Raw genomic sequence first — 24,613 nt, forward strand, 5'->3', positions numbered from 1 at the left:
ATCTGAAAAGCCGGAGACCACCTGAAATCCGGCACGGCGTCACCGCAACCAGAACACCGCGTCGCAGTTCGGCGCCCCCGGCATCCGTCCGTCAGGGCGTCCGAAGAACAGAACGTTGGGGGAGGTCACGAGTGGACATTGTCGTCAAGGGCCGCAACGTAGAGGTTCCCGACCACTACCGGGAACACGTCGCCGACAAGCTGAGCAAGGTCGAGCGTTACGACCAGAAGCTGATCCGGGCCGACGTGGAGCTGTTCCACGAACGCAATCCGCGCCAGTCCGACAAGTGCCAGCGGGTCGAGATCACCGTCATGACGAGAGGCCCGGTCGTTCGCGCCGAGGCCTGCGCCAAGGACTTCTACGCAGCCCTGGACTGCGCCATCACCAAACTCGACGGACGGTTGCGCCGATCGGCCGACCGCCGTCGCGTCCACCGCGGGCGGCACGCGCCCGTCTCGGTGGCGGCCGCGACCGCGGGCCTGCCCACCGACCTCAGCCTGGCCGAGCAGCAAGCCGAGGAGTCATCCGTCGCCACCGCTCTGGCCGAGCACGACGGCGACCAGCCGTGGCGCATCGTGCGGGAGAAGGAACACCCCGCCGACCCGATGACCGTCGACGACGCCCTGTTCCAGATGGAGCTCGTCGGCCACGATTTCTACCTTTTCCTCGACAAGGACAGCGGCCGGCCCAGCGTCGTCTACCGCCGGCGCGGCTACGACTACGGCATCCTCTCGCTGGAGGGAACCGCCTGAAGAGCTAGCCGTCCAGCCGAGGGCCTTCGGTGAGGAGGTCCTCGGCGAGCAGCACGAACTGGACGTCGTCCGTGCGGACGCCGTCCGGTCCGGGCAGACGCGAGCGCAGGTACGCCTCCCGGCGGAAGCCGGCCTTCTGCAGCACTCGCTGGGAACCCACGTTCGTCGGCAGCGCGCCCGCGATGAGGCGGGCGATGTCCGTCTCGGCGAACGCCCACAGCGCGACGAGCTGGGCCGCCCGGGTCGCGAAGCCGCGGCCCCGGAACGCCGGCAGCACGCTGTAGCCGATCATGCCCTGGCCGGTCGCCGGCTCCTGGTAGAACAGGCCGATCTCGCCGGCCGGCGCGCCGGTCGCGACGTCGACGATGACCATGTCGGCCCGGGCGCCCTCGAGCCAGTGCGCCGCCGCCCGCGTGCAGCGGCGCCGGACCTGCTCCGGGGTCGGCGGCTGCGGAGGCACGCTGGTCGACCACACGTCGGGCAGCGAGCGCAGCGCGGTGAGGAAGCCGGTGTCGTCCGGGCCGAGCGGGCGCAACCGCACGACGCCGTCGGTGAGCTCGCCGCCGGGCAGGTCGGGCAGGGCGCGCTCGATCGGGAGGCCGTCGTCGGCGGCCAGCCGGGCGAAGACGATCAGGTCGTCCCGGCCGCCGGCGCGATCGGGCAGGGCCGCGCGGCGTACGCCCTCGCGCTGGAAACCCGACGCCAGCGCGACTCGCTGGCTCACCGCGTTCTCCCAGTGGGTGAGAAGCTCGAGGCGCTCGAGGCCGGCGCCGAGAGCGTGCGCGCTCAGCGCGCGGACCGCCGCCGTGGCGACACCCCGGCCACGCGCCCACGGACCCACCCAGTAGCCGATCTCGGCCTGGCCGCGGCTCGGCACCACCTTGTCGAAGCCGATGCCGCCGAGCAGGTCGTCGGTCTCGGGGTCGGCGATCGCGTACGCGGCGCCACCCTCGGCGAAGATCGCCGCCACGCCCTCGCTGAGGAAGCGCTCGGCCTGCGCGAGCGTGAACGGGGACGGCAGCGGCGGCAGGAAGCGGTAGCTGAGCGGATCGTCGTAACCGGCGGCCACCGCGTCGGCGTCGTCCGGGCGATATGCCCGGAGTCGCACACCGGTACCGTTGATCTCCGCGGGGCTCAAGGATCCTCCTGGGGACGGCGCCGTTTCGGGGATAATCCTGCCGGAATCGCTGCGCCGTGAGCGAACTCCATGCCCTGTTTCGTACCCTTTGTGCGGTTAACCGGAGGCTCGGGTCACAGGTTCCGCGGAAGGGTGCCTACGATGGTTCGGCAGACTGTCTAGGGGAGCGCTGACCCGTGTCGATATTGGAAAAGGTCCTACGCGCCGGCGAAGGCCGCATGGTGCGCCGGCTGAAGGCGATCGCTGACGCGGTCAACTCGATCGAGGAAGACTACGTCGATCTGACCGACGACGAGTTGCGGGAGTGCACCCAGCAGTTCAAGGAACGGTACGCGGACGGCGAGTCCCTCGACTCGCTGCTGCCCGAGGCGTTCGCGGTCGCCCGGGAGGGTGCCAAGCGGGTGCTCGGCCAGCGGGCGTACGACGTGCAGCTGATGGGCGGCGCCGCCCTGCACTTCGGCAACATCCCGGAGATGAAGACCGGTGAGGGCAAGACCCTGACCGGCGTGTTCCCGGCCTACCTCAACGCGTTGAGCGGCAAGGGCGTGCACATCATCACGGTGAACGACTACCTCGCCCAGCGCGACGCCGAGTGGGTCGGCCGCGTCCACGTGTTCCTCGGCCTCACCGTCGGCGTGATCCTGCCGAACCGGCCGTCCGCGGAGCACCGCGAGGCGTACCTGTGCGACATCACCTACGGGACGAACAACGAGTTCGGCTTCGACTACCTGCGCGACAACATGGCGTGGTCGAAGGATGAGCTGGTCCAGCGCGGCCACAACTTCGCGATCGTGGACGAGGTCGACTCGATCCTGATCGACGAGGCCCGTACGCCGCTGATCATCTCCGGTCCGGCCGAGCACTCGGCCCGGTGGTACTCGGAGTTCGCCGCGATCGTCAACCGGCTCCAGCGCGGCAAGGACGGCGAGGGCGACTACGAGGTCGACGAGGCCAAGCGTACGGTCGCCATCACCGAGCGCGGCGTGTCCCGGGTCGAGGACCGCCTCGGCATCGACAACCTCTACGAGTCGGTGAACACCCCGCTGGTCGGCTACCTGAACAACGCCATCAAGGCCAAGGAGCTCTACAAGCGGGACAAGGACTACATCGTCAACGAGAGCGGCGAGGTGCTCATCGTCGACGAGTTCACCGGCCGCATCCTGCACGGCCGCCGCTACAACGAGGGCATGCACCAGGCGATCGAGGCCAAGGAGGGCGTGGAGGTCAAGCAGGAGAACCAGACCCTGGCGACCATCACGCTGCAGAACTACTTCCGGCTCTACGAGAAGCTCGGCGGCATGACCGGTACGGCGCAGACCGAGGCCGGCGAGTTCAACAAGGTCTACAAGGTCGGCGTCGTGACCATCCCGACGCACCGGCCGATGATCCGCATCGACCACCCGGACGTCATCTACAAGACCGAGAAGGCCAAGTTCAACGCGGTCATCGAGGACATCGCCGAGCGGCACGCCACCGGCCAGCCCGTCCTCGTCGGCACCGTCTCGGTCGAGAACTCCGAGATCCTGTCGCAGCTGCTGCGCCGCCGCGGCATCCCGCACAGCGTGCTGAACGCGAAGTTCCACGCCCAGGAAGCCACGATCATCGCGCAGGCCGGCCGCAAGGGCGGCGTCACGGTCGCCACCAACATGGCCGGCCGCGGCACCGACATCCTGCTCGGCGGCAACCCCGAGTTCCTGGCCTCGGCCGAGCTGCACCAGCGCGGCCTGGACCCGGTCGAGAGCCCCGAGGAATACGCGAAGGCGCTCGAGGAGGTCCTGCCGGCCTGGAAGGAAGCCTGCGACGCGGAGGCCGAAGAGGTGATCGCGGCCGGCGGGCTCTACGTGCTGGGCACCGAGCGGCACGACTCCCGGCGCATCGACAACCAGCTGCGCGGTCGTTCCGGCCGGCAGGGTGACCCGGGCGAGTCCCGGTTCTACCTGTCGCTGCAGGACGACCTGATGAAGCGGTTCCGGGCGGGCGCGGTCGAGGCGGTGATGGAGCGGTTCAACATCCCCGAGGACGTGCCGATCGAGTCCAAGATGGTGACCCGGCAGATCCGCAGCGCCCAGACCCAGATCGAGGGCCAGAACGCGGAGATCCGCAAGAACGTCCTCAAGTACGACGAGGTGCTCAACAAGCAGCGCCAGGTCATCTACGCCGAGCGCAAGCGCGTGCTCGACGGCGAGGACATGCACGACCAGGTCCGCAACATGATCGACGACGTGATCGGCGACATCGTGCTGGCCGCCACGGCCGAGGGCTACGCCGAGGACTGGGACCTCGAGCAGCTCTGGACCAACCTCCGCCGCCTCTACCCGGTGTCGGTCACCATCGACGACATCGTCGAGGAGTCCGGCGGCGAGCGGAACGCCATCGACCAGGAGTTCCTCATCCAGCAGCTCAAGGACGACGCGGCCGAGGCGTACCGGCTGCGCGAGCAGGAGCTGGGCGAGGAGGCCTTGCGCGAGCTCGAGCGGCAGGTGCTGCTGGCGGTCATCGACCGTAAGTGGCGCGAGCACCTCTACGAGATGGACTACCTCCAGGAGGGCATCAGCCTCCGGGCGTACGCCCAGCGCGACCCCGTGGTGGAGTACCAGCGCGAGGGCTTCGACATGTTCAACCAGATGATGGAGGGCATCAAGGAGGAGGCCGTCGGGTTCGTCTTCAACCTGGAGGTCCAGGTCGAGGAGGCGCCGACCGTCACGGTCGACCCGAGCAAGGCCGTTCCGCTCTCCGCCGTCGGCGCGCCCGGCGACGCCGAGGAGAACCTGGCCGACTCCGACCGCGTCGAGGTTCGGGCCAAGGGCTTGGGCGGCGCCCGCCGTCCGCAGAACCTGCAGTACACGGCGCCCGCGATCGACGGCGAGGCCGGGGACGGCGCGCCGGTCATCCAGCAGGCGCCGGCCCTGGGCATCGGCACGGGCGGCTCGCCGGTGCCGGCCTCGCCCGCCCACGGCCCGGCCAACCGCCGCGGCGGCGCGCACCAGGCGGCCGAGTCGAACGGCCCGTCCCGCAACGCGCCGTGCTACTGCGGCTCGGGCAAGAAGTACAAGCGCTGCCACGGGGCTCCCGGGGCCGTCTGACCTCGTCTGCTTCACGGCCCGCCGGCGTTTGCCGGCGGGCCGTTTTGCTGCCCTGCACTCGAAGGCAAACGGTGGCAAACTAAGCCCGTGGAGCCAAGATTCTTGCTGCTGTCCGACGTGGCGGCCGAGCTGAACGTCTCGGACTCGCAGGTCTACCACATGGTCCGCAGCGGCGAGCTGCCCGCGATCAAGGTCGGCGGCCGCGGTCAGTGGCGGGTCGAGCGGGCCAAGCTCGAGGAATACATCCAGCTCAAGTACGCCGAGACGGCCGAGTGGGTGGCGCAGAACCCGCTGACCGAGCGAGAGGCCGAGTAGGCCCGCTTTGTTCCTCTTCTCGCATCGGTGGTGGTCTTGCGGCCGCCGTTGACGCTCCTCCGCGGCCCGCGACAGAATCGCTGTCGTAGGCAAACGAAGGCAAACGCAATATACGCGGGGGTGGCGCCGTGAGTCGGACGATCGAGATGGCCGGGGTGTCCCGCGACGGCGCGGTCGCCGTGCGCCGGCCGGTGAGCACCCGTCCGTCGCGTGACGCCCGCGTGCCGGTGCATCGGTCGGTGGTGGCCGGGGCGTCGCACGATGCGAAGGTCGCGGTGCACCGCTTCGTGCGCATGTGTGTCGAGGTGCTCAACGGGCATCGGCCGCCCGCCCACCTGCGGCATCTCGCGCGTCCGGCCGAGGCGGCGAGCGTGGTGGCGCAGGGTCTGGCCGGCTCGCGGCGGGTGGCCGAGCTGCGCCGGGCCGCGCTCGCCCCGGGGCGGCGGCCGCCGAAGCGTCCGCCGCCGACCGCGGTGATCCGGTTGCGCCTGTGCGAGCCGAGGCCGGGCGCCGTCGAAGCCGCCGTGGCCCTGGTGACGGGGGAGCGCACCTGGGCGATGGCGTTGCGGATGGAGCTGCACCAGGAGACCTGGTCGGCGACCCTGCTCCGGCTGATCTAGCCGGGGATCGGCCGGGGGATCGGCAAGCCGGAGGCGCCGGGCCGACGCGCCGGGCCGACGCGCCGGGCCGAAGGCGCCGGGGCGCTCGTCGGGTGGAGACGGCGGGCGTCCCGGTCAGCAGCCGCAGGCTTGGGTGACCGGCGCGGTCAGCGGGTCGGTGTCGGCCACTACGTCGCCCTCGGGGGTTCGCAACGGGAAGCCCTCGCGCACCCAGTACTCGATGCCGCCGATCATCTCCTTCGCCGCGTATCCGGCTCGGGACAGCGCCAGCCCGGCGCGGGTGGAGCCGTTGCAGCCGGGGCCCCAGCAGTAGGCGACCACCGGTACCGCCGGGTCGAGCAGCTCGGCGGCGCGCGCGCCGATCTCGGCGGTCGGCAGGTGGATCGCGCCGGGGATGTGGCCCTGGTCCCAGGCGGCGCGGCTGCGGGTGTCGATCAGCACGAAGCCCGGCTCGGCCGAGGCCATGGCCGCGTGCACGTCCGAGACGTCGGTCTGGAACTCGAGCCGGGCGGCGAAGAAGGCGGCCGCGGCCCGGGTGTCGGTGCTGGTGATCGTCATGGGAGAAAGGCTAGGGCGGCGATCGGGCCTGGCACATGGTCATTCGACGGTGCTTCACAGCGATCACCGAGGATCGCCCGGTACATTGCGCCCATGACCGTGGACTCCGCACTCGACCGGACGGATTGGCGCCTGCTTGCCGAGCTGCAGCGGGACGGGCGGGCCAGCTACGCCGAGCTGGCTCGGGCCGTCGCCATGTCGGCGAGCGCCGTGGCCGAGCGTGTCCGCCGCCTCGAGGAGGGTGGCGTGATCGCCGGCTATCGGGCGACCGTCGACCCCGAGCGGGTGGGCCTGACCGTGATGGCCTTCGTCCGGTTGCGCTATCCGACCGGCAACTACCGTCCGTTCCACGCGATGCTCGACGCCACCCCCGAGATCGTCGAGGCCCACCACGTGACCGGCGAGGACTGTTTCGTCCTGAAGGTGCTGGCCCGCTCGATGCGCCACCTGGAGGAGGTGACCGGCCGCATCTCCGGCCTGGGCCCGGTCACCACGAGCGTCGTCTACTCCAGCCCCCTGTCCGGCCGGTCCATAGCCGAGCCCGTCTGACCAAACGGCCCGGCCGAAGGGCCCGGCGTGCCACGATCCGGACACGACTGGTGGAATGGGCCTTCCCGGCCCCGCCGCGGCGGTGTACTACGGGGACGGTCCATCAGCCAGGAGGAGACGTGCCGATCACCGAGCTGGTCCGGGTCTACGTGCCGGCCACCGTGCCGCTGCTGGCGACCCTGCGCGACTCCGGGAAGCTGGGCGCCGGCGGCATGACCGCGCACGCGGTGACCCCGGCCCTGCGCGAGTGGTACGCGGAGGGCGACGAGGAGGAGCTCGAGTACGTCGCCTTCACCCGGGCCGCCCAGGCCGCCCTCCAGCTGCTCCGGCACGATCCGGCCGCCCCGCGCCGGCGGGTCGTGGTGTCGGCCGACGTGGCGGCGACCGCGCTGGTCCGCGAGGACGTCGAGCTCGGCTCGAGCGCGGTGCTGCTGCCGCAGCCGGTGTCGCTCACCGAGGTGGCCTCGATCCATGTGGACGGCGCCGACGCGGCCGAGCAGGTGGCCGCCGCGGCCGACGTGGTCGAGGAGGCGCTGGCCGGTGACCCCGACGCGCAGTTCACCGTCGACGGCGCCGAGGATCACGAGCTGGAGTGGTACGCGGTCTCCGAGCTGGACGACCTGGCCTGAGTCTCCTAATCGGCGGCGGCCGGGGCGGACGCCTGCTCCTCGGCCGGCTTGATGGTGCGGCCGACCGCGATCGCGGCGCTGATCGCGCCCACGAAGAGGATGATCAGCGCGCTGTTGAAGCGGGCCCCGCTGAGCATCTGCTGCACCGCCAGCTCCAGCTCGCTCACCTTGCCGGCGAGGTCGAGCACGCGCGCGCCGGCCGTCCGGGTGAGACCCTCGCCGACCACCAGCAGGAGACCGGGCCCGGCGCCGGCCAGCGCGTAGAACGGCCACGGCACGTCCACGCCGGATGCGCGACGGCGGAGACGGCGCAATATCCCGTACGCGATGAGGCCCGCCGCCAAGCCGGAGAGAACCGCCTGCAGGAAGGTGAACCACTGGGCCGCACTGGCCTGTGAGGAGTCGGTCGAGCCCGAGCCCAGCGCCTTGAGCACCGGGTTCTGGAAGATGTTGAGCAGGAAGCCGACCAGGAACACCCCGATCGAGGCCCAGCCGACCGCGGACAGCACCCGGGGCTGCCGGAACCCGGCCAGCGCGCCGCCGATCGTGGCCGCCGCCGCGATCGTGCCGCCGACCACCGCGTAGATCCAGCCCTCGGTGTTGATCGTGATGATCGCGAGGGCGCCGAGCAGGCCGAGCACGAGGCCGCCGCCGGTGGCGACCGCGAACCGGGCGGTCGAGCCGAGCTCCCGGCGCCGGGAGACCACGGCGAGCAGGGCCAGCGCCACGGCGGACCCGGCCACCAGCGATGCGGTGACCGCGCCGGGCAACGCGTACGCCGTCGAGGTCACCTCCATCTCGGCGTCGGTGCGCCCGGTGATGGTGGCGCGCGCCGACCACAGCATGGCGGCCATCCAGATCAGCGCCGCGAGCGCGAGGACGAGACCGTTCGACGAGGGCCGCTCGGCGTCCGGTGTCAGATCCTCGGCGAGGGGGGCCTGGGCACGCATGGGGCTCAGGGTACGCGGCGAGCCCCGGAGATCGCCGGGCCGGTGCGGGAGGCCGGCGAGGCAATCATCCCGATTGGGGGGCGGCGCGGCATTTGGGGGCGCCGGCTCGTACCTTTTCGGGTGGTTGCTGCCCGGCATCGCCGTCTGACCGGTTTGCTAGAGCCATTTTAGCTGGTCACACCCCTGGTTGCCGGTTAAACGCGCGGTCTCGACCCTCGTGGTCGGACTGTCTGTGCGGGACAGTCGTTTGTGGAGACGCAAACTGGACGGATCGGGCGATATCCTGGACGTGGGCGCGACAAAGTGGCAGCTTAGAAGGCATGCCCGACACTCAAATCAATCCCACGGCTGCCGCTCTGCTCGGCCTGCTTCACGAGGGGCCGATGACCGGCGGACAGCTCATGGCGGCTGCCGAACGCCGCCTCGGGCCCTACTGGTCGATGACGCGGAGCCAGGTCTACCGCGAATTGCCGGTTCTCGCCGACATGGGGTTCGTCCGACTCGGCAAGCCCGGCCCCCGGTCCAGCCAGCCCTACGCCATCACCGCCTCCGGCAAGCGCGCCTTCAGCCGGTGGCTCGCCGAGGCCCCCGGCCGTGATGCCCTGCGCAACCCCGTCGCCCTGCGCGTCGCCTTCGGCGAGCAGCACAGTGGCGGCCAGCTCCAGACGCTCTACAGCGGTGCCAGCGAGTACCACTCGGAGGCGCTGGCCATGGCCAAGGAGCAGGCGAAGGAGGCGAAGAAGAACGGCGACGCGTACGGGTCCGCCGCGCTCGAGTTCGCCGTCGCCTATCACAAGGCCGCGCTGAGCTGGCTGAAGACCGCACCCGCGAATTGATGAGCCGACCCGACCGCCCGGCCGGAACCCTGGCCGGGCGGCGTAGTCTTGAGTGTCGTGACCGCTGCCGACTTTCCTGAGCAACTGAAGGCCCTCGACGCCACCCTGCGCAACATCGAGAACGTCCTGGACGTCGACAAGCTGCGCCGGGACAAGGCCGACCTCGAGGAGCAGGCCTCCGCCCCCGACCTGTGGGACGACCAGGCGCGCGCGCAGGAGGTCAACAGCCGCCTCTCGTACGTCTCCGGCGAGATCAGCAAGATGGAGCGCCTCCGCTCCCGGCTCGACGACGCCGGGCTGCTGCTCGAGATGGCCGAGGCCGAGAGCGACGAAGCGTCCATCGCCGAGGTCGGCGACGAGATCACGTCGCTCGGCAAGGCGATCGAGGAGATGGAGGTGCGCACCCTCCTCTCCGGCGAGTACGACTCCCGCGAGGCGGTCGTGGCCATCCGGGCCGGCGCCGGCGGGGTCGACGCCGCCGACTTCGCCGAGATGCTCATGCGGATGTACCTGCGCTGGGCCGAGCGGCACGGCTACCCGACCGAGGTCTACGACACCTCGTACGCGGAGGAGGCCGGCCTCAAGTCGGCGACGTTCGCGGTAAAAGTGCCTTATGCCTACGGAACGCTCAGCGTCGAGTCGGGAACCCACCGGTTGGTCCGGATCAGCCCGTTCGACAACCAGGGCCGCCGGCAGACCAGCTTCGCCGGCGTCGAGGTGATGCCGGTCGTGGAGCAGACCGACCACATCGAGATCCCGGAGAACGAGGTCCGCGTCGACGTCTACCGCTCGTCCGGGCCTGGTGGACAGAGCGTAAACACCACCGACTCCGCGGTGCGCCTCACGCACATCCCCACCGGCATCGTGGTGACGTGTCAGAACGAGAAGTCGCAGCTGCAGAACAAGGCCTCGGCCATGCGCGTCCTGCAGGCCCGGCTGCTCGAGCGCAAGCGCCAGGAGGAGGAGGCGAAGCTCGCCGGCCTCAAGCACGACACCACCGGATCGTGGGGCGACCAGATGCGGTCCTATGTCCTGCACCCGTATCAGATGGTGAAGGATCTGCGTACTGAGCAGGAGACGGGCAACCCGTCCGCGGTGTTCGACGGCGAGTTGGACGAGTTCATCGAGGCCGGCATCCGCTGGCGCAAGCAGAGTCAGATCGCCGGCTGACGACAAGATCGCCACGGACGGCGACGGCGCTTGAACGTTCGGTCAGGCGCCGTCGGTCGGAACGCCTGTTCCGGCATGGGCAGTGCAGATTGGCGCACCCGCCGGGGTTGGCGATTTCGTTACACCGCGTAGACTACCGTCCCGTGATTCAGCTCGAGAACGTGACGAAGACGTATCCCAAGGCGTCTCGCCCGTCGCTGGACGACGTGAGCGTGGGCATCGAGAAGGGTGAGTTCGTCTTCTTCATCGGCCCCTCCGGTTCCGGCAAGTCGACGATCATCAAGCTCCTGCTGCACGAGGTCGCGCCGACCCGCGGCAAGGTCATGGTGAACGCCAAGGATGTGACCACCCTGCGGTCGTGGAAGGTCCCGCACTTCCGCCGTTCGATCGGCTGCGTGTTCCAGGACTTCCGCCTGCTGCCCAACCGCACGGCGTACGAGAACGTGGCCTTCGCCCTCGAGGTCATCGGCAAGACCAAGGCCGTCGCCCGCCGCGTCGTGCCCGAGGTGCTCGAGCTCGTCGGCCTCGGCGGCAAGGAGCACCGCTACCCGCACGAGCTCTCCGGCGGTGAGCAGCAGCGCGTGGCCGTGGCCCGGGCGTTCGTCAACCGCCCGCTGATCCTGCTGGCCGACGAGCCGACCGGAAACCTCGACCCGGACACCTCGATCGAGATCATGCGGCTGCTCGACCGGATCAACCGGACCGGCACCACGGTCGTGATGGTCACGCACGACTCCAACATCGTCAACCAGATGCGCCGGCGGGTCATCGAGATCGAGAGCGGACGCATCGTCCGTGACCAGGCCCGTGGCGTTTACGGCTGAGCCCGGCTCCGTCCCATCCCCAGCTGAAGTTGCAAGACGCGGAGTCCCGGAAGGAACCCCCCGATGCGCTTGAAGTACGTCCTCAACGAGGTCCTGGTCGGCCTCTGGCGAAACGTCACGATGACGATCGCCATGATCATCACCATGTCGGTGTCGCTCTTCATGCTGGGCGCCAGTGTCCTGCTCTACATGCAGGTCGACCAGATGAAGAACTACTACTACGGCGAGATCGAGGTTTCCATCTTCCTGCGCTCGGATGTCACCGAGGCGCAGCGGAACGCCATCGACCAGGCGATCACCAACGATCCGCTGGTGAAGGACAAGACGTACGAGTCGCGCGAGGAGGCGTTCGCCCGCTTCCAGCAGCTCTGGGCGGACTCGCCGGACTTCGTCAAGTCGGTCGGCCCGAACAGCCTGCCCGAGTCGTTCCGGGTCAAGCTCAAGGACCCGGAGAAGTACAAGACGTTCGCCGACAAGATCAACGGCATGCCCGGCATCCAGGACGTCATCGACCAGCGGACGCTGCTCGACAAGGTCTTCAACATCTTCAACGGCTTCCAGTTCGGCTCGCTGGGGGTGGCGGCCTTCATGGCTGTCGCGGCGCTGCTACTGGTCGGTAACACGATCCAGGTGGCGGCGTACAGCAAACGGCGAGAAGTCGCGGTCATGAAACTGGTCGGCGCGTCCAACTGGTTCATCCAGGCGCCGTTCGTGCTCGAGGCGGTGGTCGCCGGTGTCATCGGCTCGATCATCGGCTTCATCGTGCTGTTCGTCGGCAAGGTGGTGCTGCTCGATCACAAGCTGCACGCGCTGACGAGCATCCTGACCCCGGTGCACAACAGCAACGTGTGGCTCATGTTGCCGCTGCTGGCGGGGGTGGGAGCGGTGGTCAGCGCGATCACCGCCTGGATCACCCTGCGCTTCTACCTCAAGGTTTGACGCTCTCCCGCTGACATCACAGACAACGGCCGCGATTCCCGTACGGGATTCGCGGCCGTTGGGCGATTTAGGCGATATCGGAGTGATTCGCGGGTACGGTGAGACCCCGTGTGGTGTAAATGTTGGCATAGGCCCCTGATCGCGGTATTCGCGTGCCTTGTCAGCTTGACGGTTGCCCCGGCGCCCGCGTCCGCGGACGACAACGCCGCCGGGCAGGCCGCCCGGGCGGTGGACCGTGCTTCGGCCGTACTGGAAAATGCCACCACCCAGGCGCGCCTCGCCGCACTCCGCCTGCAGGCCGCCACCGCCGCGATGCCCGCCGCCCAGCGCAACGTCGCCGTCTCGCGCGGAGCCGTGGCCGCCGCGATCACCGCCGCCAACACCGCGGGACGCCGGGCCAACGCCGCCCGCGCCGCCTACGCCCGGGTCGCCGGCGACTTCCAGCAGGCGCAGGACCAGTTCGCCGACGCCCGCGCGCGGGTCGACCAGATCGCCCAGGCCACCTACATGGGCAGCACGTTCTCGCGGATCAACGTGCTGGTCGAGGCGACCGGGCCGGCCGACATCATGGACCGGCTCAGCCTCGTCGACCAGCTCATGCGTACCCAGAACCAGGACGTCGACCGGCTCATCCGGTCCCGCGCCGCCGCCCGCAGCGCCCAGGACCGGGCCGGGCTGGCCAAGCGCGAGGCCGAGGAGGCCGAGGCCGCCGCCAAGGCGAAGGTCGACGCCGCCCGCGGCGCCCAGGCCGCCGCCCTGCGCGCCAAGCAGGCCCTCACCCGGCTCATGCTCAGCCGCCAGGCCGCCCTGCGCATCGCCGACGCCCAGCGGGCCGCCGTGCTCGCCCGCTACCGCGCCGCGGTGGCCGAGGAGCGGCGGATCCGGACGGCGCTGCGCGGCTGGTCGGTGAAGTCCGGGGGCGGCGGCCGGTACACCGGCGGGCGGCTGCTCATGCCGGTCAACGGCTGGAAGTCGAGCGACTTCGGCGAGCGGTACGACCCCTTCTACCGGGTCTGGCAACTGCACGCCGGGACCGACTTCGCGGCGCCGCGCGGGATGCCGATCCACGCGGCCGCCGCCGGGCACGTGATCCGGGCCGGCTGGAGCGGCGGGTACGGCAACTACACCTGCATCAGCCACGGCCGGCTCGACGGGGTCGGCTTCCAGACCTGTTACGGGCACCAGTCGGCGATCCTCGTGCACGTCGGCGAGTACGTGCGCCGCGGCGAGGTGATCGGCCGGGTCGGGACCACCGGGGCGTCGACCGGGAACCATCTGCACTTCGAGACGCGCTTCAACGGCGTACCGCGGAATCCCCTGCAATATCTCCCGTCCTGCCTTTGTTAGCTTTGTTCATGCCACGCGAACAGGGCCGGAAGGTTGTCGCCTCCAACCGCAAGGCCCACCACGACTACGCCATCCTCGACACCTACGAGGCCGGCATGGCGCTGACCGGCACCGAGGTCAAGTCGCTGCGCGCCGGCCGGGCCTCGCTGACCGACGCGTTCGGCCAGGAGAGCGGCGGCGAGATCTTCCTGCACGCCATGCACATCCCCGAGTACACGCAGGGCACCTGGACCAACCACGAGCCGCGGCGCATCCGCAAGCTGCTGCTGAACCGCGACGAGATCCGCAAGATCCAGGGCAAGCTGCGGGACGAGGGCATCACGCTGGTGCCGCTCCAGGTCTACTTCCACAACGGGTACGCGAAGGTCGAGCTCGCGCTGGCGCGGGGCAAGAAGAGCTACGACAAGCGGCAGGACCTGGCCGCCCGCGATGCGCAGCGGGAGATCACCCGCGCGCTGGGTCGGCGTTCCAAAGGCATGTCCTGATCAGGTACTGTGCCGGGCGTTCCTAGATCACCCGGAGGGATGGCCCGTTGGCATCCAAGCACTCGGCGCGCGCTCTCGGTCCGGCCCGGGTCGTCCTGAGCGGCGCCGTCGCCGTCCTCGTCATGCTGGTCGTGTGGGTCGCGGTGCGGGCGGTCGGGCCGGCCGAGGCGCAGCAGCAGCCCACGGTGGTGCTGCCGTCGATGCCGCAGGTGCCGGTCGGGCTGGGTCCCTCCGCGTCCTCGTCCTCGCCGTCTCCTTCGCCGTCCTCTTCCCCGTCTTTGTCGCCGTCCGCTTCCGCGTCGCCCTCGCGGCCCCGGTCATCCTCGTCGCCGTCGGCCCGGCCCACCCGCACGCGGACGGCCACCCGTCCCGCCGCCCCGGCCACGACCACTGCCGCGCCGGCCACGTTCTCGGCGTCGCTGGCGGTCGGGGCAAGCTGGGAGCAGGGGTACGTCGGGATGGTCAAGGTACGAAATACCGGAAATGTCGCCCGGAGCTGGACCGTCACCGTGAGCCACTCCGGCCTGGAGAACCTGCGCTTCATGGGCGCCTGGGGCGCGCGGGGCACCCAGAGCGGCGACAAGATCGTGCTGACCGGCGGCCCACTGGCCCCCGGCGCCACGGCAAGCTTCGGCTACCAGGTCAGCAAGACCGGCCGCGGCAACGCCCGCCCCGCAGGCTGCACCGTCGTGGGCGGTGCGTGTTCGGTGAGCTAAGATTCAAAGGTTGATTTCGACTGGGGGGTGACTGGTTTCGACTTCGTACGTGGAGACAGGGGAAGCGAGCCGAGGAAGCCGACGTCGTCTCGAGAATCGGTCGTCGGAAACCAATAAGCGCCGATAACAATCGCGCTGAGCACTACGCTCTCGCCGCCTGAGGCAAGTAGCGTGCTCTGTCGGGCTGGGAACACCTCCGTCCCAGATTTCCGGCATCAGCTAGGAGGTTGGCCAACCGGCCCCGGTCGCGGGGGCCGCGAGGCGAGATTAATCAGCGACTGGCCCCGTCATACCGACTAGCTCACGTGATCGGTAGGGGCAAGTAGAGGCATAGTGAGCTGCGCTCGGAGAAGCCCTGACGAAGCAACGAAGGACCCGGGTTCGATTCCCGGCACCTCCACGAGAGGCTGGGGCCCCTATGTCCGCGGAAAGCGCGGACCGGGGCCCCTCGTCATGTCTGCCGGGGCGCCGAGCCCCCCGAACCCCCCACGGTGCGGGTGGTTGCGCTGGGTGGGTGGTTGCGCCTGCCCTCTTTCGCCACCGAATAACCTCGTGAACCCCGTCGGGTAGGGAAAAACATCGGCCGCGTCGCCTTGGCGACGCGGCCGATGCCGTTCCTTGCGTCAGTTGACGGTGGCGCAGATGGCGTATGCGATCACAGAACCGCTGCCGGAGGCCTTGATGACGGTCCAAGCGGTCGACGACGACGGGTAGCTCGCGCTAACCGTGGTGTTGCCGGTGGTGGTGGTGTAGCCGCCGCCGATGACCTTCTTGCCGGCTGAGCAGGTGGCGATCGACGTGCTACTGCTGGACCCCGTGATCCGCTCCCAGCCGCTCACACCGTCGGTGCCGCTGTCGCCCTTCGGGCCTGCGGGGCCGGTGTCGCCCTTCGGGCCTGCGGGGCCGGTGTCGCCCTTCGGGCCTGCGGCGCCGGTGGCGCCCTTCTCGCCCTGGGCGCCGGTCGCGCCGGTGTCGCCCTTCTCACCCTGGGCGCCGGTCGCTCCGGTGTCGCCCTTCTCACCCGTGGCGCCCGTGGCGCCCGTGGCGCCGGTGGCGCCGGTGTCGCCCTTCTCGCCTTGGGCGCCGGTGGCGCCGGTGGCGCCGGTGGCGCCGGTGGCGCCCTTCTCGCCCTGGGCGCCGGTGGCGCCGATGTCGCCCTTCTCGCCCTGGGCGCCGGTCGCGCCGGTGGCACCGATCTCGCCCTGGGCGCCGGTCGCGCCGGTGGCACCGATCTCGCCCTTGTCGCCCTGCTCACCCTTGTCGCCGGGCAGGCCCTGCTGGCCGCGCGGGCCCATCGGTCCCTGCGGGCCGACCGCACCCTGAGCACCCACGAGGCTGGCCAGGAATTCCGTCACCGTGCCGTCGGCGTTGCTCTCCAGCGACCGCCACACTTCGAAGGCCGACGCACCGGTGGCGCCGGTGTCGCCCTTCTCGCCCTGGGCGCCGGTAGCTCCCGTGGCGCCGGTCTCGCCCTTCGCGCCCACCAGCGACATCAGGAAGTCGTCGAGGGTCCCTTCGTGCGTCTGGCTCCAGAGCTCGTACGCGGACTTGCCGTCGAAGCCCTGCGCTCCCGTGGCCCCGGTCGCACCCTGCGGGCCGACCAGCGAGGCGAGGAACTCCTCGACGGTGCCGGCGTGGCCGTTGGCCAGCCACAACTGATAGGCCGACAGGCCGTCGGCTCCGCGCTCGCCGACCAGCGAAGCCAGGAAGTCGCCGACCGTGCCGCTGTGCCCGTTCTGCAGCCAAAGCTCGAACGCGGAGAGCCCGTCGGCGCCGTTGAGGCCCTGACGCCCGGTCGCGCCGGTCGCGCCGGTCGCGCCAGTGGCGCCGGTCGCGCCAGTGGCGCCGGTCGCGCCCGTGGCGCCGGTCGCGCCGGTCGCGCCAGTGGCGCCCGTGGCACCGGTCGCGCCGGTGGCCCCGGTGAGGCCCTGGATACCCGGCACGCCCTGCAGGCCGCGCGGCCCGGTGTCGCCGGTGCGTCCCTGCTGGCCCTGCTGGCCCTGCTGGCCCTGCGGGCCCTGCTGGCCCTGCGGGCCCTGCTGGCCCTGCGGGCCCTGCTGGCCCTGCGGGCCCTGCTGGCCCTGCTGACCCTGCGGGCCCTGCTGGCCCTGCTGGCCTTGCTGGCCTTGCTGGCCTTGCTGGCCCTGGGGACCCTGCTGGCCCTGGGGACCCTGCTGGCCTTGCTGGCCGGGCTGGCCTTGCTGGCCCGGCTGGCCCTGCTGGCCCCGCTGGCCTTGCGGGCCCTGCTGGCCCTGCTGGCCGGGCTGGCCCTGCTGGCCCGGCTGACCCTGCGGGCCGACGCGGTTCCAGGAGAGCAGGGTCTCGGCCGAGGAGCAGCGGTCCCGGTTGGCGTAGTCGATGACGCGCACCGCGCCGGTCTTCTGGTTGGCGCAGGCGTAGATCACGTTCGACTGCTTTGAGGTCAGCTTGCCGGCCGCGGCGGCGCCGGCGGCGGAGCCGAGCAGCAGGACCGAGGCTGACACGGTGGCGACGCCGACCTGCTTCTTCGAGAAATTCATCAGGAGCCTTCCTTGGGCGGACCAGCAACTTCGTCCGTACGTAGGTCACGCTACGTAATTACATGTCGATCGGGGAAGCGCTCCGTAACCGTTATGCCCGTCCGGTGGAGACCTTATGTCGGTATAGATGGTAAAATTCTGGACAGCGATGATGGCTCTGCGCAATCGGAAATGAGCGAGCTGCCTCTATGTAACGCAGCGTATTGCCGACCTTTACACGAAGGGTGAAGAACGAGGCGTGCCGGCGCAGCGGCGCGAAGCAAACCCACGCCCCTGCCCGGCCCCAATGGCAGCAAGAAACTCGGGTTGAAGGCCGTGCCACCTGAATGGGCCCAGCGGGGTGTTTCGGAGGTGGGAAGCGAGCGGGGCCCTGGCGCGGCTCGGGCCGACGGAGGAGAAGAGCGCCAGCCCGTCGCCGGATCGGGTGGCGGTGGTCCGGGCGTTGCCGCGGTTAACGCGGGCACAGCGGCGGGTCGTCGCGCCGTATTACCTGGTTGACATGCCGGCCGGCGCCATCGCCGAGAGCGAGGGCGCGACGGTGGGGACGGTCAAGGCGCAGCTTTCCCGCGGTGGAGCACGCTCGCCGGGCTTGCCGCCGATCTCGAGGGCGACGTGGTCCTGCGGTACGGGACGGCGGCGACCTCCGACGGCGACCCGACCATGTAGGCGGCGCTGGCTAGCGGGGGCGCGGGGGAAGGGCGGCCGGCTGGGGCGGGCGGGCGGCGTGCAGGCGGTTGGTGGCCTCGTTCGGGGGGAGCGGGCGGCCCAGGTGGTAGCCCTGGCCCAGGCGGCAACCCAGCCGGCGCAGCGTTGCCAGCTGCGTTTCGTCTTCGATTCCCTCGGCCACTGTTTGCAGCCGCAACGCGTCGGCCAGGTCGATCACGGCGCGGACCACCGAGAGGTCCTCGTCGCTGCGGTTCATGGCGGAGATGAACGAGCGATCGATCTTGAGCTCGTCCACCGGGAACCTTCGCAGGTAGGACAGCGACGAGTAACCCGTACCGAAATCGTCCAGCGCGACCTTCACGCCCAGCTCTTTGAGGCGGGTGATCTGGTGTCCGGCCCGCTCGGGATCTCTGATCATCGCCGTCTCGGTCAGCTCCAGCGTCAGAGCGGTGGCCGGAACCCCCTCGATCAGCAGGGTGTCGGTCACGTGCGAGACGAAGTCTCGATCAAGCAGCTGACGTGCCGCGATGTTCAGGTTCAGTCGGAGCGCCGGGAAGTCGCGCCGCCATCGTGCCAGCTGGCGGACTCCCTCGCGGAGGGCCCAGAGGCCCATGTCCACGATGAGATCGCTCTCCTCCGCGATCTCGATGAACTCGGCCGGCGGAACGACTCCGCGGCGTGGGCAGGTCCACCGCATGAGCGCCTCGACCCCGACCGGCTGCAGCGTACGGAGGTCCATCAGCGGTTGATAGTGCAGTCGCAGATCCCCCTGGTGCAGGGCGCGCTGCAGGTCGGAGACGAGGTCGAGCCGGGCGACGGTCTCCGCGAGCATCTGTGGTTCGAAGACCACGGCCTGCGAGGCGCCATGCTTCTTGGCGATGTACATCGCGACGTCGGCGTTGCTGAGCAGATCCTCGGCGGTGTCGTCGGCCGACTGGCGAAAGGCCACCCCCACGCTCGCGCCGATGAGGGCGTCGCGGGAGGCGATGCGGAACGGCCGGCGTAGCGAGCCGATGAGGCCTTCGGCGACCGCGACCGCGCCGGTCAGGGTGATGTCCCGCAGCAGTACGGCGAACTCGTCGCCGCCGATCCGGGCGGCCATGTCGGTGGACCGCAGGCTCTGGCCGATACGGCGTGACACGGCGGCCAGCAAAGCGTCGCCGGCGCGATGGCCGAGGCTGTCGTTCACCGCCTTGAACCGGTCGAGGTCGATGAACAGCACGATGTCGTCGCGGCGCTCGGCCATGGCCTCGCGGAGCCGCTCCAGGAACAGCGTTCGGTTGGGCAGGCCGGTCACCGGATCGTGCTGCGCCTGCGTGACCGCCTCGACGGTCCGAGCGTCGGTGAGCGCAAGGCCGGCCTGCTGGGCGAATGCCACGAGCAGCTCGCGCTGCTCCGTCCCGGCGTCGTCGTCGAGCACGGCCACCAGGCTCCCGGCGATCTCGCGGCCGACCGACACGGGCGCCGCCGTCAGCCGCATTCTCCCCGCCGGCGTGTCCACGATCGCATCGGCCGAAGTGTGCGACCCGGTGGCGATCGCCTGCCCGGCGACCTGCAGGACGGCCTCGTGATCCGGCAGCGCCCGCGAGTCGTCGCCGGAGACGATCGTCAGTCCCTGTGCCGAGGTCTCGGCCAGCACCAGCACGACCGGACGGTGGTTCAGCAGCTCGGCCGCGCCCGAGGTCACCGCGTCGAGCACCTGGGCAAGCGGGTGCCGGGCCGACACCGCCCGCTGGATGGTGAGCAGTTGCTCGAGAAGGCGCTGCCGGGTGCGTACCTCCTCCAGAAGCCGGAGCCGCTCCGCGGCCTCGCGTTCCTTGTCCCGCAGCAGGACCTGTTCCTGCACGCGTAGCGTCCGCTCCGCGGTCAGCGCCCGCAGGTTCCGCAAGATCAGGCTCAGCAGTTGAGCCATGGCCTGCACGGTCTGGCGTTCCGGGCCGGCCAGGGCCACGTCCAGCCGGCCGACGAGCAGGAAATCCCGGGTGCCGCGGCCGAGGCGAGCGGCGAACGCGTGAATCTCGCCCAGCCCGGGCAGCTGCACCGACCGGGCCGATCCGATGCCCAGCAGCGCCTCGCTCGCGGCCACCTCGTCGGTCACGCCCCAGTGGGCCCGCACCTCGCCGTCGATGACCACGGCGGCGATCTCCGCCTCGAGAGCCTCACTCGCCCGTTCGGCGGCCAGTTGAAGGACGTCGGCTTCGTCGTTGCTGCCGGTCAGGACGGCGCAGAACTCGGTGAGCTGCAGCGTCGACCAATGGTGCGAGGGGCTCGAATCAGGCGAGTGCAAGGGAGACCATCGTCAGGTGATGCATGCCGGTGGCACCGCGGAACCGGGCGATCTCCCCGTACGAGTAGAAGCCGCCGAAGGGCACGCCCGAAAGATTCGTTCGATCTCGGCGAACTCGCGGCGCACCCCGGTGGGGCCGAGCTCCCGGCGGCGTACGGCGCAGTCGAAGGTGAGCAAGCCGATCGGCGTGGCGTCGCCGAGCGTGCGCACCGCCTGCTGGCAGGAGTCCGTGCCGCCGGCCACGAGCGAGTCGAGGTCACCCTCCATCAGCCAGGCCAGGCCGCCCTGCGGGATACCGGCCGAGCACCAGACCGAACGGTCCGTGAGATCCACGCCCTGGATGACGCGGATCTCCTCGCCGGACCGGGTGGCCACGCCCAGCGGGTACTCCAACGCCGCCAGGCGGAACGAATCCGACCCGGCGAGCACCGACTCGTCCAGGCCGACCCGGGCGAGGAACACGTCCAGCGCCGGCTCGTTGTCGAACTCGTACACCTTGAGGCCGTCGCTGTCGGTGACCACCATGGGGTCGCCCGCGCGTCGCCAGCCGTGCGCCACACCCAGCCCGACCGGCTGCGGCGACCCGATGGCAACGCCGATCACGGCGTCTTTCAGCACCTCTACGCCGTTGCTGTCACCGGCGAACTGGCAGGTCCGGTCGAACTGCCAGTCGTCGCTGGCCAGGCCGCCGACCATGGGCACGGCCGCGCCGGCGGTACCGTAGGCGCCCCGCACGATCTCGACGTTGCCGTTCAGCGTGGCGTCGATGAACAGCAGCAGGACCTTGTGGGGATGGTCGAGCCGGGCGAGCCCGGCGGCGGCGCGACCGCCGGCGGCACGTTCGTCACCCTCGACCTCACGGGCCACTTCGATCTCGTAGCCGAACCCGTCCCCGCCGAACGCCACGACCGACACCGTGGACGCGGCGGTATCGCCCGAGGCGGCCATCGGCTCGATCGTCGAGCATCCGGCGATCTTGGCGGCTCCGCCGGAACGTGACCTCACCCCGTCGAGCAGCGGCTGCATGTCGGCACGGTCCCGGGCGAAGACCAGGATGAGGCCGGGATCCGGCCGACCGGCGACGGCGGCGGCGGTCGCCTCCGCTCCGGCCGTGAACCCATCGGCGGCGATGCTGCCGCCGGTGCCGAACCATCGGCCGTCCGGGGCCGTCGGGGCCACCGAAGCCGTCGAGGCCACCGGCGCCGTCGCGGCTACCGGCGCCGTCGCGGCCGAGCTGAGCGAGGCATGCGACATGTTCGTCCCATCGGCCGTCGTGCGGGAGTTCTGAGCTTCCTTGGCCGCACGTTCCGCCGTTGCTCGGCGGAATCGTCCGTGCGGGAGGATGCCGTCGAGCCGCTCAGGGCCGAACGTGGCGCGAGACGTGCGTGTGGTCGCCGGCTGGGTGACCTCGGTGCGAACGGACCTGGAGGCGATCATGTTGGGTGGCCGGGGACGGGAACGGCGGGAACATCGGCGCGAGGAACGCCATGGTGGCGGCGACGCGACGCACTACCGGATGCGCCAGAAGCTGGTGTCCGTCGGCGACGACTACTGGATCGAGGATGATCAGGGGCAACGCGTCTTCAAGGTCGACGGCAAGGCACTGCGGGTGCGCAAGACGCTGATCTTCGAGGACGCGCACGGCGGCAAGCTGCTGCAGATCCAGGAGCGGATGCTACGCGTACGGGACACGATGGAGATCGAAGATGCGGACGGTCACAGCGTCGCCACCGTGCGCAAGGCCATGATCACGCCGCTGCGGGAGCGGTGGACGGTCAAGGTGGCGGATGGCCCCGACCTCAAGGTGCAGGGCAACATCCTGGATCACGAGTACACCATCGAGGACGACGACACGACGGTGGCCGAGGTGTCCAAGAAGTGGTTCCGAGTTGCGGATACGTACGGGGTGGAGGTCGCGCCCGGGCAGAATCCGGTGCTGTTGTTGGCCGTCACCGCGGTCCTCGACACGATGGCGCACGCTGCTCGCTGAACGCGCGGCCGCTGATCCGAGCCCGGACCCCTCGGGTGCGTCAGCCTTTCAAGATGTCGACGTCGTACTTGCCGATCTCCGGGTCTCGTGTCACCAGGGTCAAGTTCTCGGCTCTCGCCTGGGCGATCAGCATGCGGTCGAACGGGTCCCGGTGGTTCGCGGGAAGACGGGCCGCTGCGATGCCATGGTCCGCGGTGATGGCCAAGAGGCGGAAGCCGCTGTCGCGCACCCGTTCGGGAAGATCGTCGGGCTGAAGCTTGCCGGCCGACTGTTTGATCGCTACTTCCCAGATCGTCGCGGCGCTGACGTAGATGTCCGGCTCGTGGTCCAGCCGGTCCTTGAGTTCGGCGGCGAGCGTCGGATCGTCGGACAGCCACCACAGCACGATGTGGGTGTCGAGGAGCAGGCCCATCAAGCGAGTCCGAAGTCTCGGGCAATAGCCTCGTTCACTTCGGGAGAGTCCCAGTCTTCGGCCATGGTCAGTCGGCCGGCGAGGCTGCCTCGGCCAGCCCTGTCCACCCTGCGGTTGAGCGGGATCACCTTGGCGACGGGAGTGCCGGCGCGGCTGATGATGATCTCTTCGCCGTGCTCGACGCGGTCGATGATCCGTGAGAGGTTCGTCTTCGCGTCATGGATGTTGAACTGCGCAGCTGCGTCGGACATCACGGCCTCCTTAGCTAAGAGGTTAGTCCGGCGCGAAGTGTGGCCGCCAGCTTTGAGCCGCCAGTAGTCCTCGATCCGTTCCTTGCGCCAGGGAACGGTTATCTGACGTGTGCGACGAGCACGGATATGATCTCGGCGGCGCGGTCGACGCCTACGTCGTGGCCTGCGAAATCGCTTACGTGCAAGGTCGCGTTCGGTAGGTCGCGCGCCAGGCGGCGGGCGAAGGCGACCGGCGCGTTGCGGTCCCGCGCGCCGTGCCACAGGTGCACCGGCATGGTTACCTCACTGAGCGGAAACGGCCACTCGCGCTTGATGAGGGCCAGCTCCTGCACGGTGGCACGGGTGCCCTGCCGCAACGCGTCCGCGACCGCCTCGAACTCGATACGTGTGGCAGCGGCGTGCGTGGCATCCGGCGCGGCGGCCATGGCATCGCGCAGGGCGCGCTCCCGGTTTTCCGGGTTGACCAGCTCCCGACGCATCGCCGCGATCCGGAACGTGTTGAGTGCCGGGGCGTTCCGGGCGAACCAGTTCATGAGCCGGGCTTTCGCCGTCATGCCCACTCGCTCGTCCCGGCTCATCGGTCCGCCGGCCGAGATCAGGGCGACAACATCGACCCGGTCGGCGAACTGGCGCGCGGCGTCCAAGGTGAACGGGGCACCGCCGGACTCGCCCGCCAGCGCGAACCGATCCAGGCCCAGGTGACCGGCCAACGCGCGGAGGTCATCTCATGCCAGTTCAACGGCCGGCCATCAGCGAGGACGATCACGTCGGACGTCACCCTGACATCCTGACGGGACGGACCGCCGCCTTGACAACGCGTAAGCGGCGCCTTGTTCTGCGCGTCACGGTCTCACGCCGTACGGAATGGGGTGGTGATCGCCTCAGTTCGCGCTGATATGACGACTGTGGGAATTATCGGCAGTGGCAAGATCGGTGGAACGGTGGCGCGGCTCGCGATCGCGGCCGGCCACGACGTGGTGCTGAGCAACTCGCGCGGGCCGGAGACTCTCCAGGGCCTGGTGGCCGAACTGGGGCCGCGGGCACGCGCCGCGACTGCCGCGGAGGCGGGGGCGGCCGGCGACATCGTGGTGGTGTCCGTGCCGCTGGGGGCGTACCGGAATGTCCCGGCGGCGGCGCTGGCCGGCAAGGTGGTCATCGACACCAACAACTACTACCCGGAGCGCGACGGGATCTTCCCGGAGCTGGAGGACGGCTCCAGCACGACCGGTGAGGTGCTGCAGAAGCACTTGCCGGAAGCGCACGTGGTCAAGGGGTTCAACAACATCTGGTTCGAGCACCTGCGGTCGCTCGCACGGCCGGCGGGCAGCCCGGACCGGTCGGCTCTGGCGATCGCCGGGGACGACGTGGCGGCCAAGAAGATCGTCACCGAGTTCCTCGACAGCATCGGCTACGACACCGTGGACGCCGGCCCGCTCGCCGAGAACTGGCGGACCCAGCGGGACACGCCCGCGTACACGACTCCCTACGGCCCGTACGGTGTGGTCGCCGGCACGCCGGCCGGCGCGCAGGTCATCCGCGAGGCTCTCGCGGCGGCCTGAGCGACCCGGAAAATCGCT

At 70.1% G+C, this 24,613-nt stretch carries 24 protein-coding genes, 1 other RNA gene and 2 pseudogenes; 18 read left to right on the forward strand and 9 right to left on the reverse strand.

What is annotated here, in order from left to right:
* The first annotated feature begins 131 nt into the window (after positions 1-131).
* A complete protein-coding gene (gene hpf / locus ACQP2F_RS05340; RefSeq protein WP_433301181.1) occupies positions 132-752 on the forward strand; it encodes a ribosome hibernation-promoting factor, HPF/YfiA family in 621 nt (206 codons plus the stop codon).
* Between the two features lie 4 nt (positions 753-756).
* Here hpf and ACQP2F_RS05345 read toward each other — a convergent pair whose 3' ends face one another.
* Positions 757-1,890 (reverse strand): GNAT family N-acetyltransferase, encoded by a 1,134-nt coding sequence (locus ACQP2F_RS05345; RefSeq protein WP_433301183.1) that lies wholly within the window; start codon positions 1,888-1,890, stop codon positions 757-759.
* Between the two features lie 176 nt (positions 1,891-2,066).
* Here ACQP2F_RS05345 and secA point away from each other — a divergent pair.
* From secA to ACQP2F_RS05365, 4 genes and pseudogenes are all read left to right on the forward strand, one after another.
* Positions 2,067-4,587, forward strand: a pseudogene (gene secA / locus ACQP2F_RS05350) (preprotein translocase subunit SecA); the annotation flags it as partial.
* A 236-nt stretch (positions 4,588-4,823) separates the two neighbouring features.
* Positions 4,824-4,973, forward strand: a complete 150-nt coding sequence (locus ACQP2F_RS05355) for an SEC-C metal-binding domain-containing protein (protein ID WP_433307358.1) — start codon at positions 4,824-4,826, stop codon at positions 4,971-4,973.
* A gap of 87 nt (positions 4,974-5,060) precedes the next feature.
* Positions 5,061-5,288: a helix-turn-helix transcriptional regulator gene (locus ACQP2F_RS05360; RefSeq protein WP_433301185.1), complete on the forward strand. Its 228-nt coding sequence runs from the start codon at positions 5,061-5,063 to the stop codon at positions 5,286-5,288.
* 128 nt (positions 5,289-5,416) lie between these two features.
* Positions 5,417-5,908: an Rv3235 family protein gene (locus tag ACQP2F_RS05365; RefSeq protein ID WP_433301187.1), complete on the forward strand. Its 492-nt coding sequence runs from the start codon at positions 5,417-5,419 to the stop codon at positions 5,906-5,908.
* Between the two features lie 114 nt (positions 5,909-6,022).
* Here ACQP2F_RS05365 and ACQP2F_RS05370 read toward each other — a convergent pair whose 3' ends face one another.
* The gene (locus ACQP2F_RS05370) at positions 6,023-6,466 is read right to left on the reverse strand and encodes a rhodanese-like domain-containing protein (protein WP_433301190.1); all 444 of its coding nucleotides are present in this window, start codon (positions 6,464-6,466) and stop codon (positions 6,023-6,025) included.
* A gap of 93 nt (positions 6,467-6,559) precedes the next feature.
* Between ACQP2F_RS05370 and ACQP2F_RS05375 the strand changes: the two genes are divergently transcribed.
* Positions 6,560-7,015 carry an Lrp/AsnC family transcriptional regulator gene (locus ACQP2F_RS05375; protein WP_433301192.1) on the forward strand — a complete coding sequence of 152 codons (456 nt, stop codon included), beginning with the start codon at positions 6,560-6,562 and terminating at the stop codon, positions 7,013-7,015.
* 119 nt (positions 7,016-7,134) lie between these two features.
* A complete protein-coding gene (locus tag ACQP2F_RS05380; protein ID WP_433301194.1) occupies positions 7,135-7,644 on the forward strand; it encodes a DUF6912 family protein in 510 nt (169 codons plus the stop codon).
* 5 nt (positions 7,645-7,649) lie between these two features.
* Here the strand turns inward: ACQP2F_RS05380 and ACQP2F_RS05385 are convergent, their stop codons facing one another.
* Positions 7,650-8,594 carry a hypothetical protein gene (locus tag ACQP2F_RS05385; RefSeq protein WP_433301196.1) on the reverse strand — a complete coding sequence of 315 codons (945 nt, stop codon included), beginning with the start codon at positions 8,592-8,594 and terminating at the stop codon, positions 7,650-7,652.
* A 320-nt stretch (positions 8,595-8,914) separates the two neighbouring features.
* Here ACQP2F_RS05385 and ACQP2F_RS05390 point away from each other — a divergent pair, with 320 nt between their 5' ends.
* The 8 genes from ACQP2F_RS05390 (at position 8,915) to ssrA (ending at position 15,314) form a co-directional block, all read left to right on the forward strand.
* Positions 8,915-9,430 carry a PadR family transcriptional regulator gene (locus ACQP2F_RS05390; protein WP_433301197.1) on the forward strand — a complete coding sequence of 172 codons (516 nt, stop codon included), beginning with the start codon at positions 8,915-8,917 and terminating at the stop codon, positions 9,428-9,430.
* Positions 9,431-9,487: 57 nt separating this feature from the next.
* Complete coding sequence (gene prfB, locus ACQP2F_RS05395) at positions 9,488-10,600, forward strand: peptide chain release factor 2 (protein ID WP_433301199.1); 1,113 nt, start codon at positions 9,488-9,490, stop codon at positions 10,598-10,600.
* A 143-nt stretch (positions 10,601-10,743) separates the two neighbouring features.
* Positions 10,744-11,424, forward strand: coding sequence for a cell division ATP-binding protein FtsE (gene ftsE / locus ACQP2F_RS05400; RefSeq protein ID WP_433301201.1), 681 nt, complete (start codon positions 10,744-10,746; stop codon positions 11,422-11,424).
* Between the two features lie 63 nt (positions 11,425-11,487).
* On the forward strand, positions 11,488-12,363 hold the full coding sequence (gene ftsX / locus ACQP2F_RS05405) for a permease-like cell division protein FtsX (protein ID WP_433301203.1): 876 nt from the start codon (positions 11,488-11,490) through the stop codon (positions 12,361-12,363).
* Positions 12,364-12,528: 165 nt separating this feature from the next.
* Positions 12,529-13,710 carry a M23 family metallopeptidase gene (locus tag ACQP2F_RS05410; protein ID WP_433301205.1) on the forward strand — a complete coding sequence of 394 codons (1,182 nt, stop codon included), beginning with the start codon at positions 12,529-12,531 and terminating at the stop codon, positions 13,708-13,710.
* A gap of 8 nt (positions 13,711-13,718) precedes the next feature.
* Complete coding sequence (gene smpB / locus ACQP2F_RS05415) at positions 13,719-14,195, forward strand: SsrA-binding protein SmpB (RefSeq protein WP_433301206.1); 477 nt, start codon at positions 13,719-13,721, stop codon at positions 14,193-14,195.
* 47 nt (positions 14,196-14,242) lie between these two features.
* The gene (locus ACQP2F_RS05420; protein WP_433301208.1) at positions 14,243-14,911 is read left to right on the forward strand and encodes a cellulose binding domain-containing protein; all 669 of its coding nucleotides are present in this window, start codon (positions 14,243-14,245) and stop codon (positions 14,909-14,911) included.
* Positions 14,912-14,934: 23 nt separating this feature from the next.
* Positions 14,935-15,314: a transfer-messenger RNA gene (gene ssrA, locus ACQP2F_RS05425) on the forward strand.
* Positions 15,315-15,534: 220 nt separating this feature from the next.
* Here ssrA and ACQP2F_RS05430 read toward each other — a convergent pair.
* Positions 15,535-17,430 carry a hypothetical protein gene (locus ACQP2F_RS05430; RefSeq protein WP_433301210.1) on the reverse strand — a complete coding sequence of 632 codons (1,896 nt, stop codon included), beginning with the start codon at positions 17,428-17,430 and terminating at the stop codon, positions 15,535-15,537.
* Between the two features lie 430 nt (positions 17,431-17,860).
* Between ACQP2F_RS05430 and ACQP2F_RS05435 the strand changes: the two are divergent.
* Positions 17,861-17,941: pseudogene (locus tag ACQP2F_RS05435) on the forward strand (hypothetical protein); the annotation flags it as partial.
* A gap of 165 nt (positions 17,942-18,106) precedes the next feature.
* Here the strand turns inward: ACQP2F_RS05435 and ACQP2F_RS05440 are convergent.
* Both ACQP2F_RS05440 and ACQP2F_RS05445 read right to left on the reverse strand, forming a co-directional pair.
* A complete protein-coding gene (locus tag ACQP2F_RS05440; RefSeq protein ID WP_433301211.1) occupies positions 18,107-20,383 on the reverse strand; it encodes a putative bifunctional diguanylate cyclase/phosphodiesterase in 2,277 nt (758 codons plus the stop codon).
* Between the two features lie 12 nt (positions 20,384-20,395).
* Positions 20,396-21,637, reverse strand: coding sequence for an FIST signal transduction protein (locus ACQP2F_RS05445; protein ID WP_433301212.1), 1,242 nt, complete (start codon positions 21,635-21,637; stop codon positions 20,396-20,398).
* Positions 21,638-21,794: 157 nt separating this feature from the next.
* Here ACQP2F_RS05445 and ACQP2F_RS05450 point away from each other — a divergent pair, with 157 nt between their 5' ends.
* Positions 21,795-22,373, forward strand: coding sequence for an LURP-one-related/scramblase family protein (locus ACQP2F_RS05450; protein ID WP_433301213.1), 579 nt, complete (start codon positions 21,795-21,797; stop codon positions 22,371-22,373).
* A 40-nt stretch (positions 22,374-22,413) separates the two neighbouring features.
* Here the strand turns inward: ACQP2F_RS05450 and ACQP2F_RS05455 are convergent, their stop codons facing one another.
* The 3 genes from ACQP2F_RS05455 to ACQP2F_RS05465 form a co-directional block, all read right to left on the reverse strand.
* Complete coding sequence (locus ACQP2F_RS05455) at positions 22,414-22,785, reverse strand: type II toxin-antitoxin system VapC family toxin (protein WP_433301216.1); 372 nt, start codon at positions 22,783-22,785, stop codon at positions 22,414-22,416.
* Positions 22,785-23,036 carry a type II toxin-antitoxin system Phd/YefM family antitoxin gene (locus tag ACQP2F_RS05460; protein WP_433301218.1) on the reverse strand — a complete coding sequence of 84 codons (252 nt, stop codon included), beginning with the start codon at positions 23,034-23,036 and terminating at the stop codon, positions 22,785-22,787. The genes ACQP2F_RS05455 and ACQP2F_RS05460 overlap by 1 nt, the downstream gene beginning before the upstream one ends.
* 98 nt (positions 23,037-23,134) lie before the next feature.
* Positions 23,135-23,746 (reverse strand): alpha/beta fold hydrolase, encoded by a 612-nt coding sequence (locus tag ACQP2F_RS05465; protein ID WP_433301220.1) that lies wholly within the window; start codon positions 23,744-23,746, stop codon positions 23,135-23,137.
* Between the two features lie 186 nt (positions 23,747-23,932).
* On the opposite strand from ACQP2F_RS05465, the gene ACQP2F_RS05470 reads away from it, so the two are divergent.
* Complete coding sequence (locus tag ACQP2F_RS05470; protein WP_433301222.1) at positions 23,933-24,595, forward strand: NADPH-dependent F420 reductase; 663 nt, start codon at positions 23,933-23,935, stop codon at positions 24,593-24,595.
* Positions 24,596-24,613 lie beyond the last annotated feature (18 nt).

Source organism: Actinoplanes sp. CA-030573 (assembly GCF_050951115.1).
Lineage (GTDB): Bacteria > Actinomycetota > Actinomycetes > Mycobacteriales > Micromonosporaceae > Actinoplanes.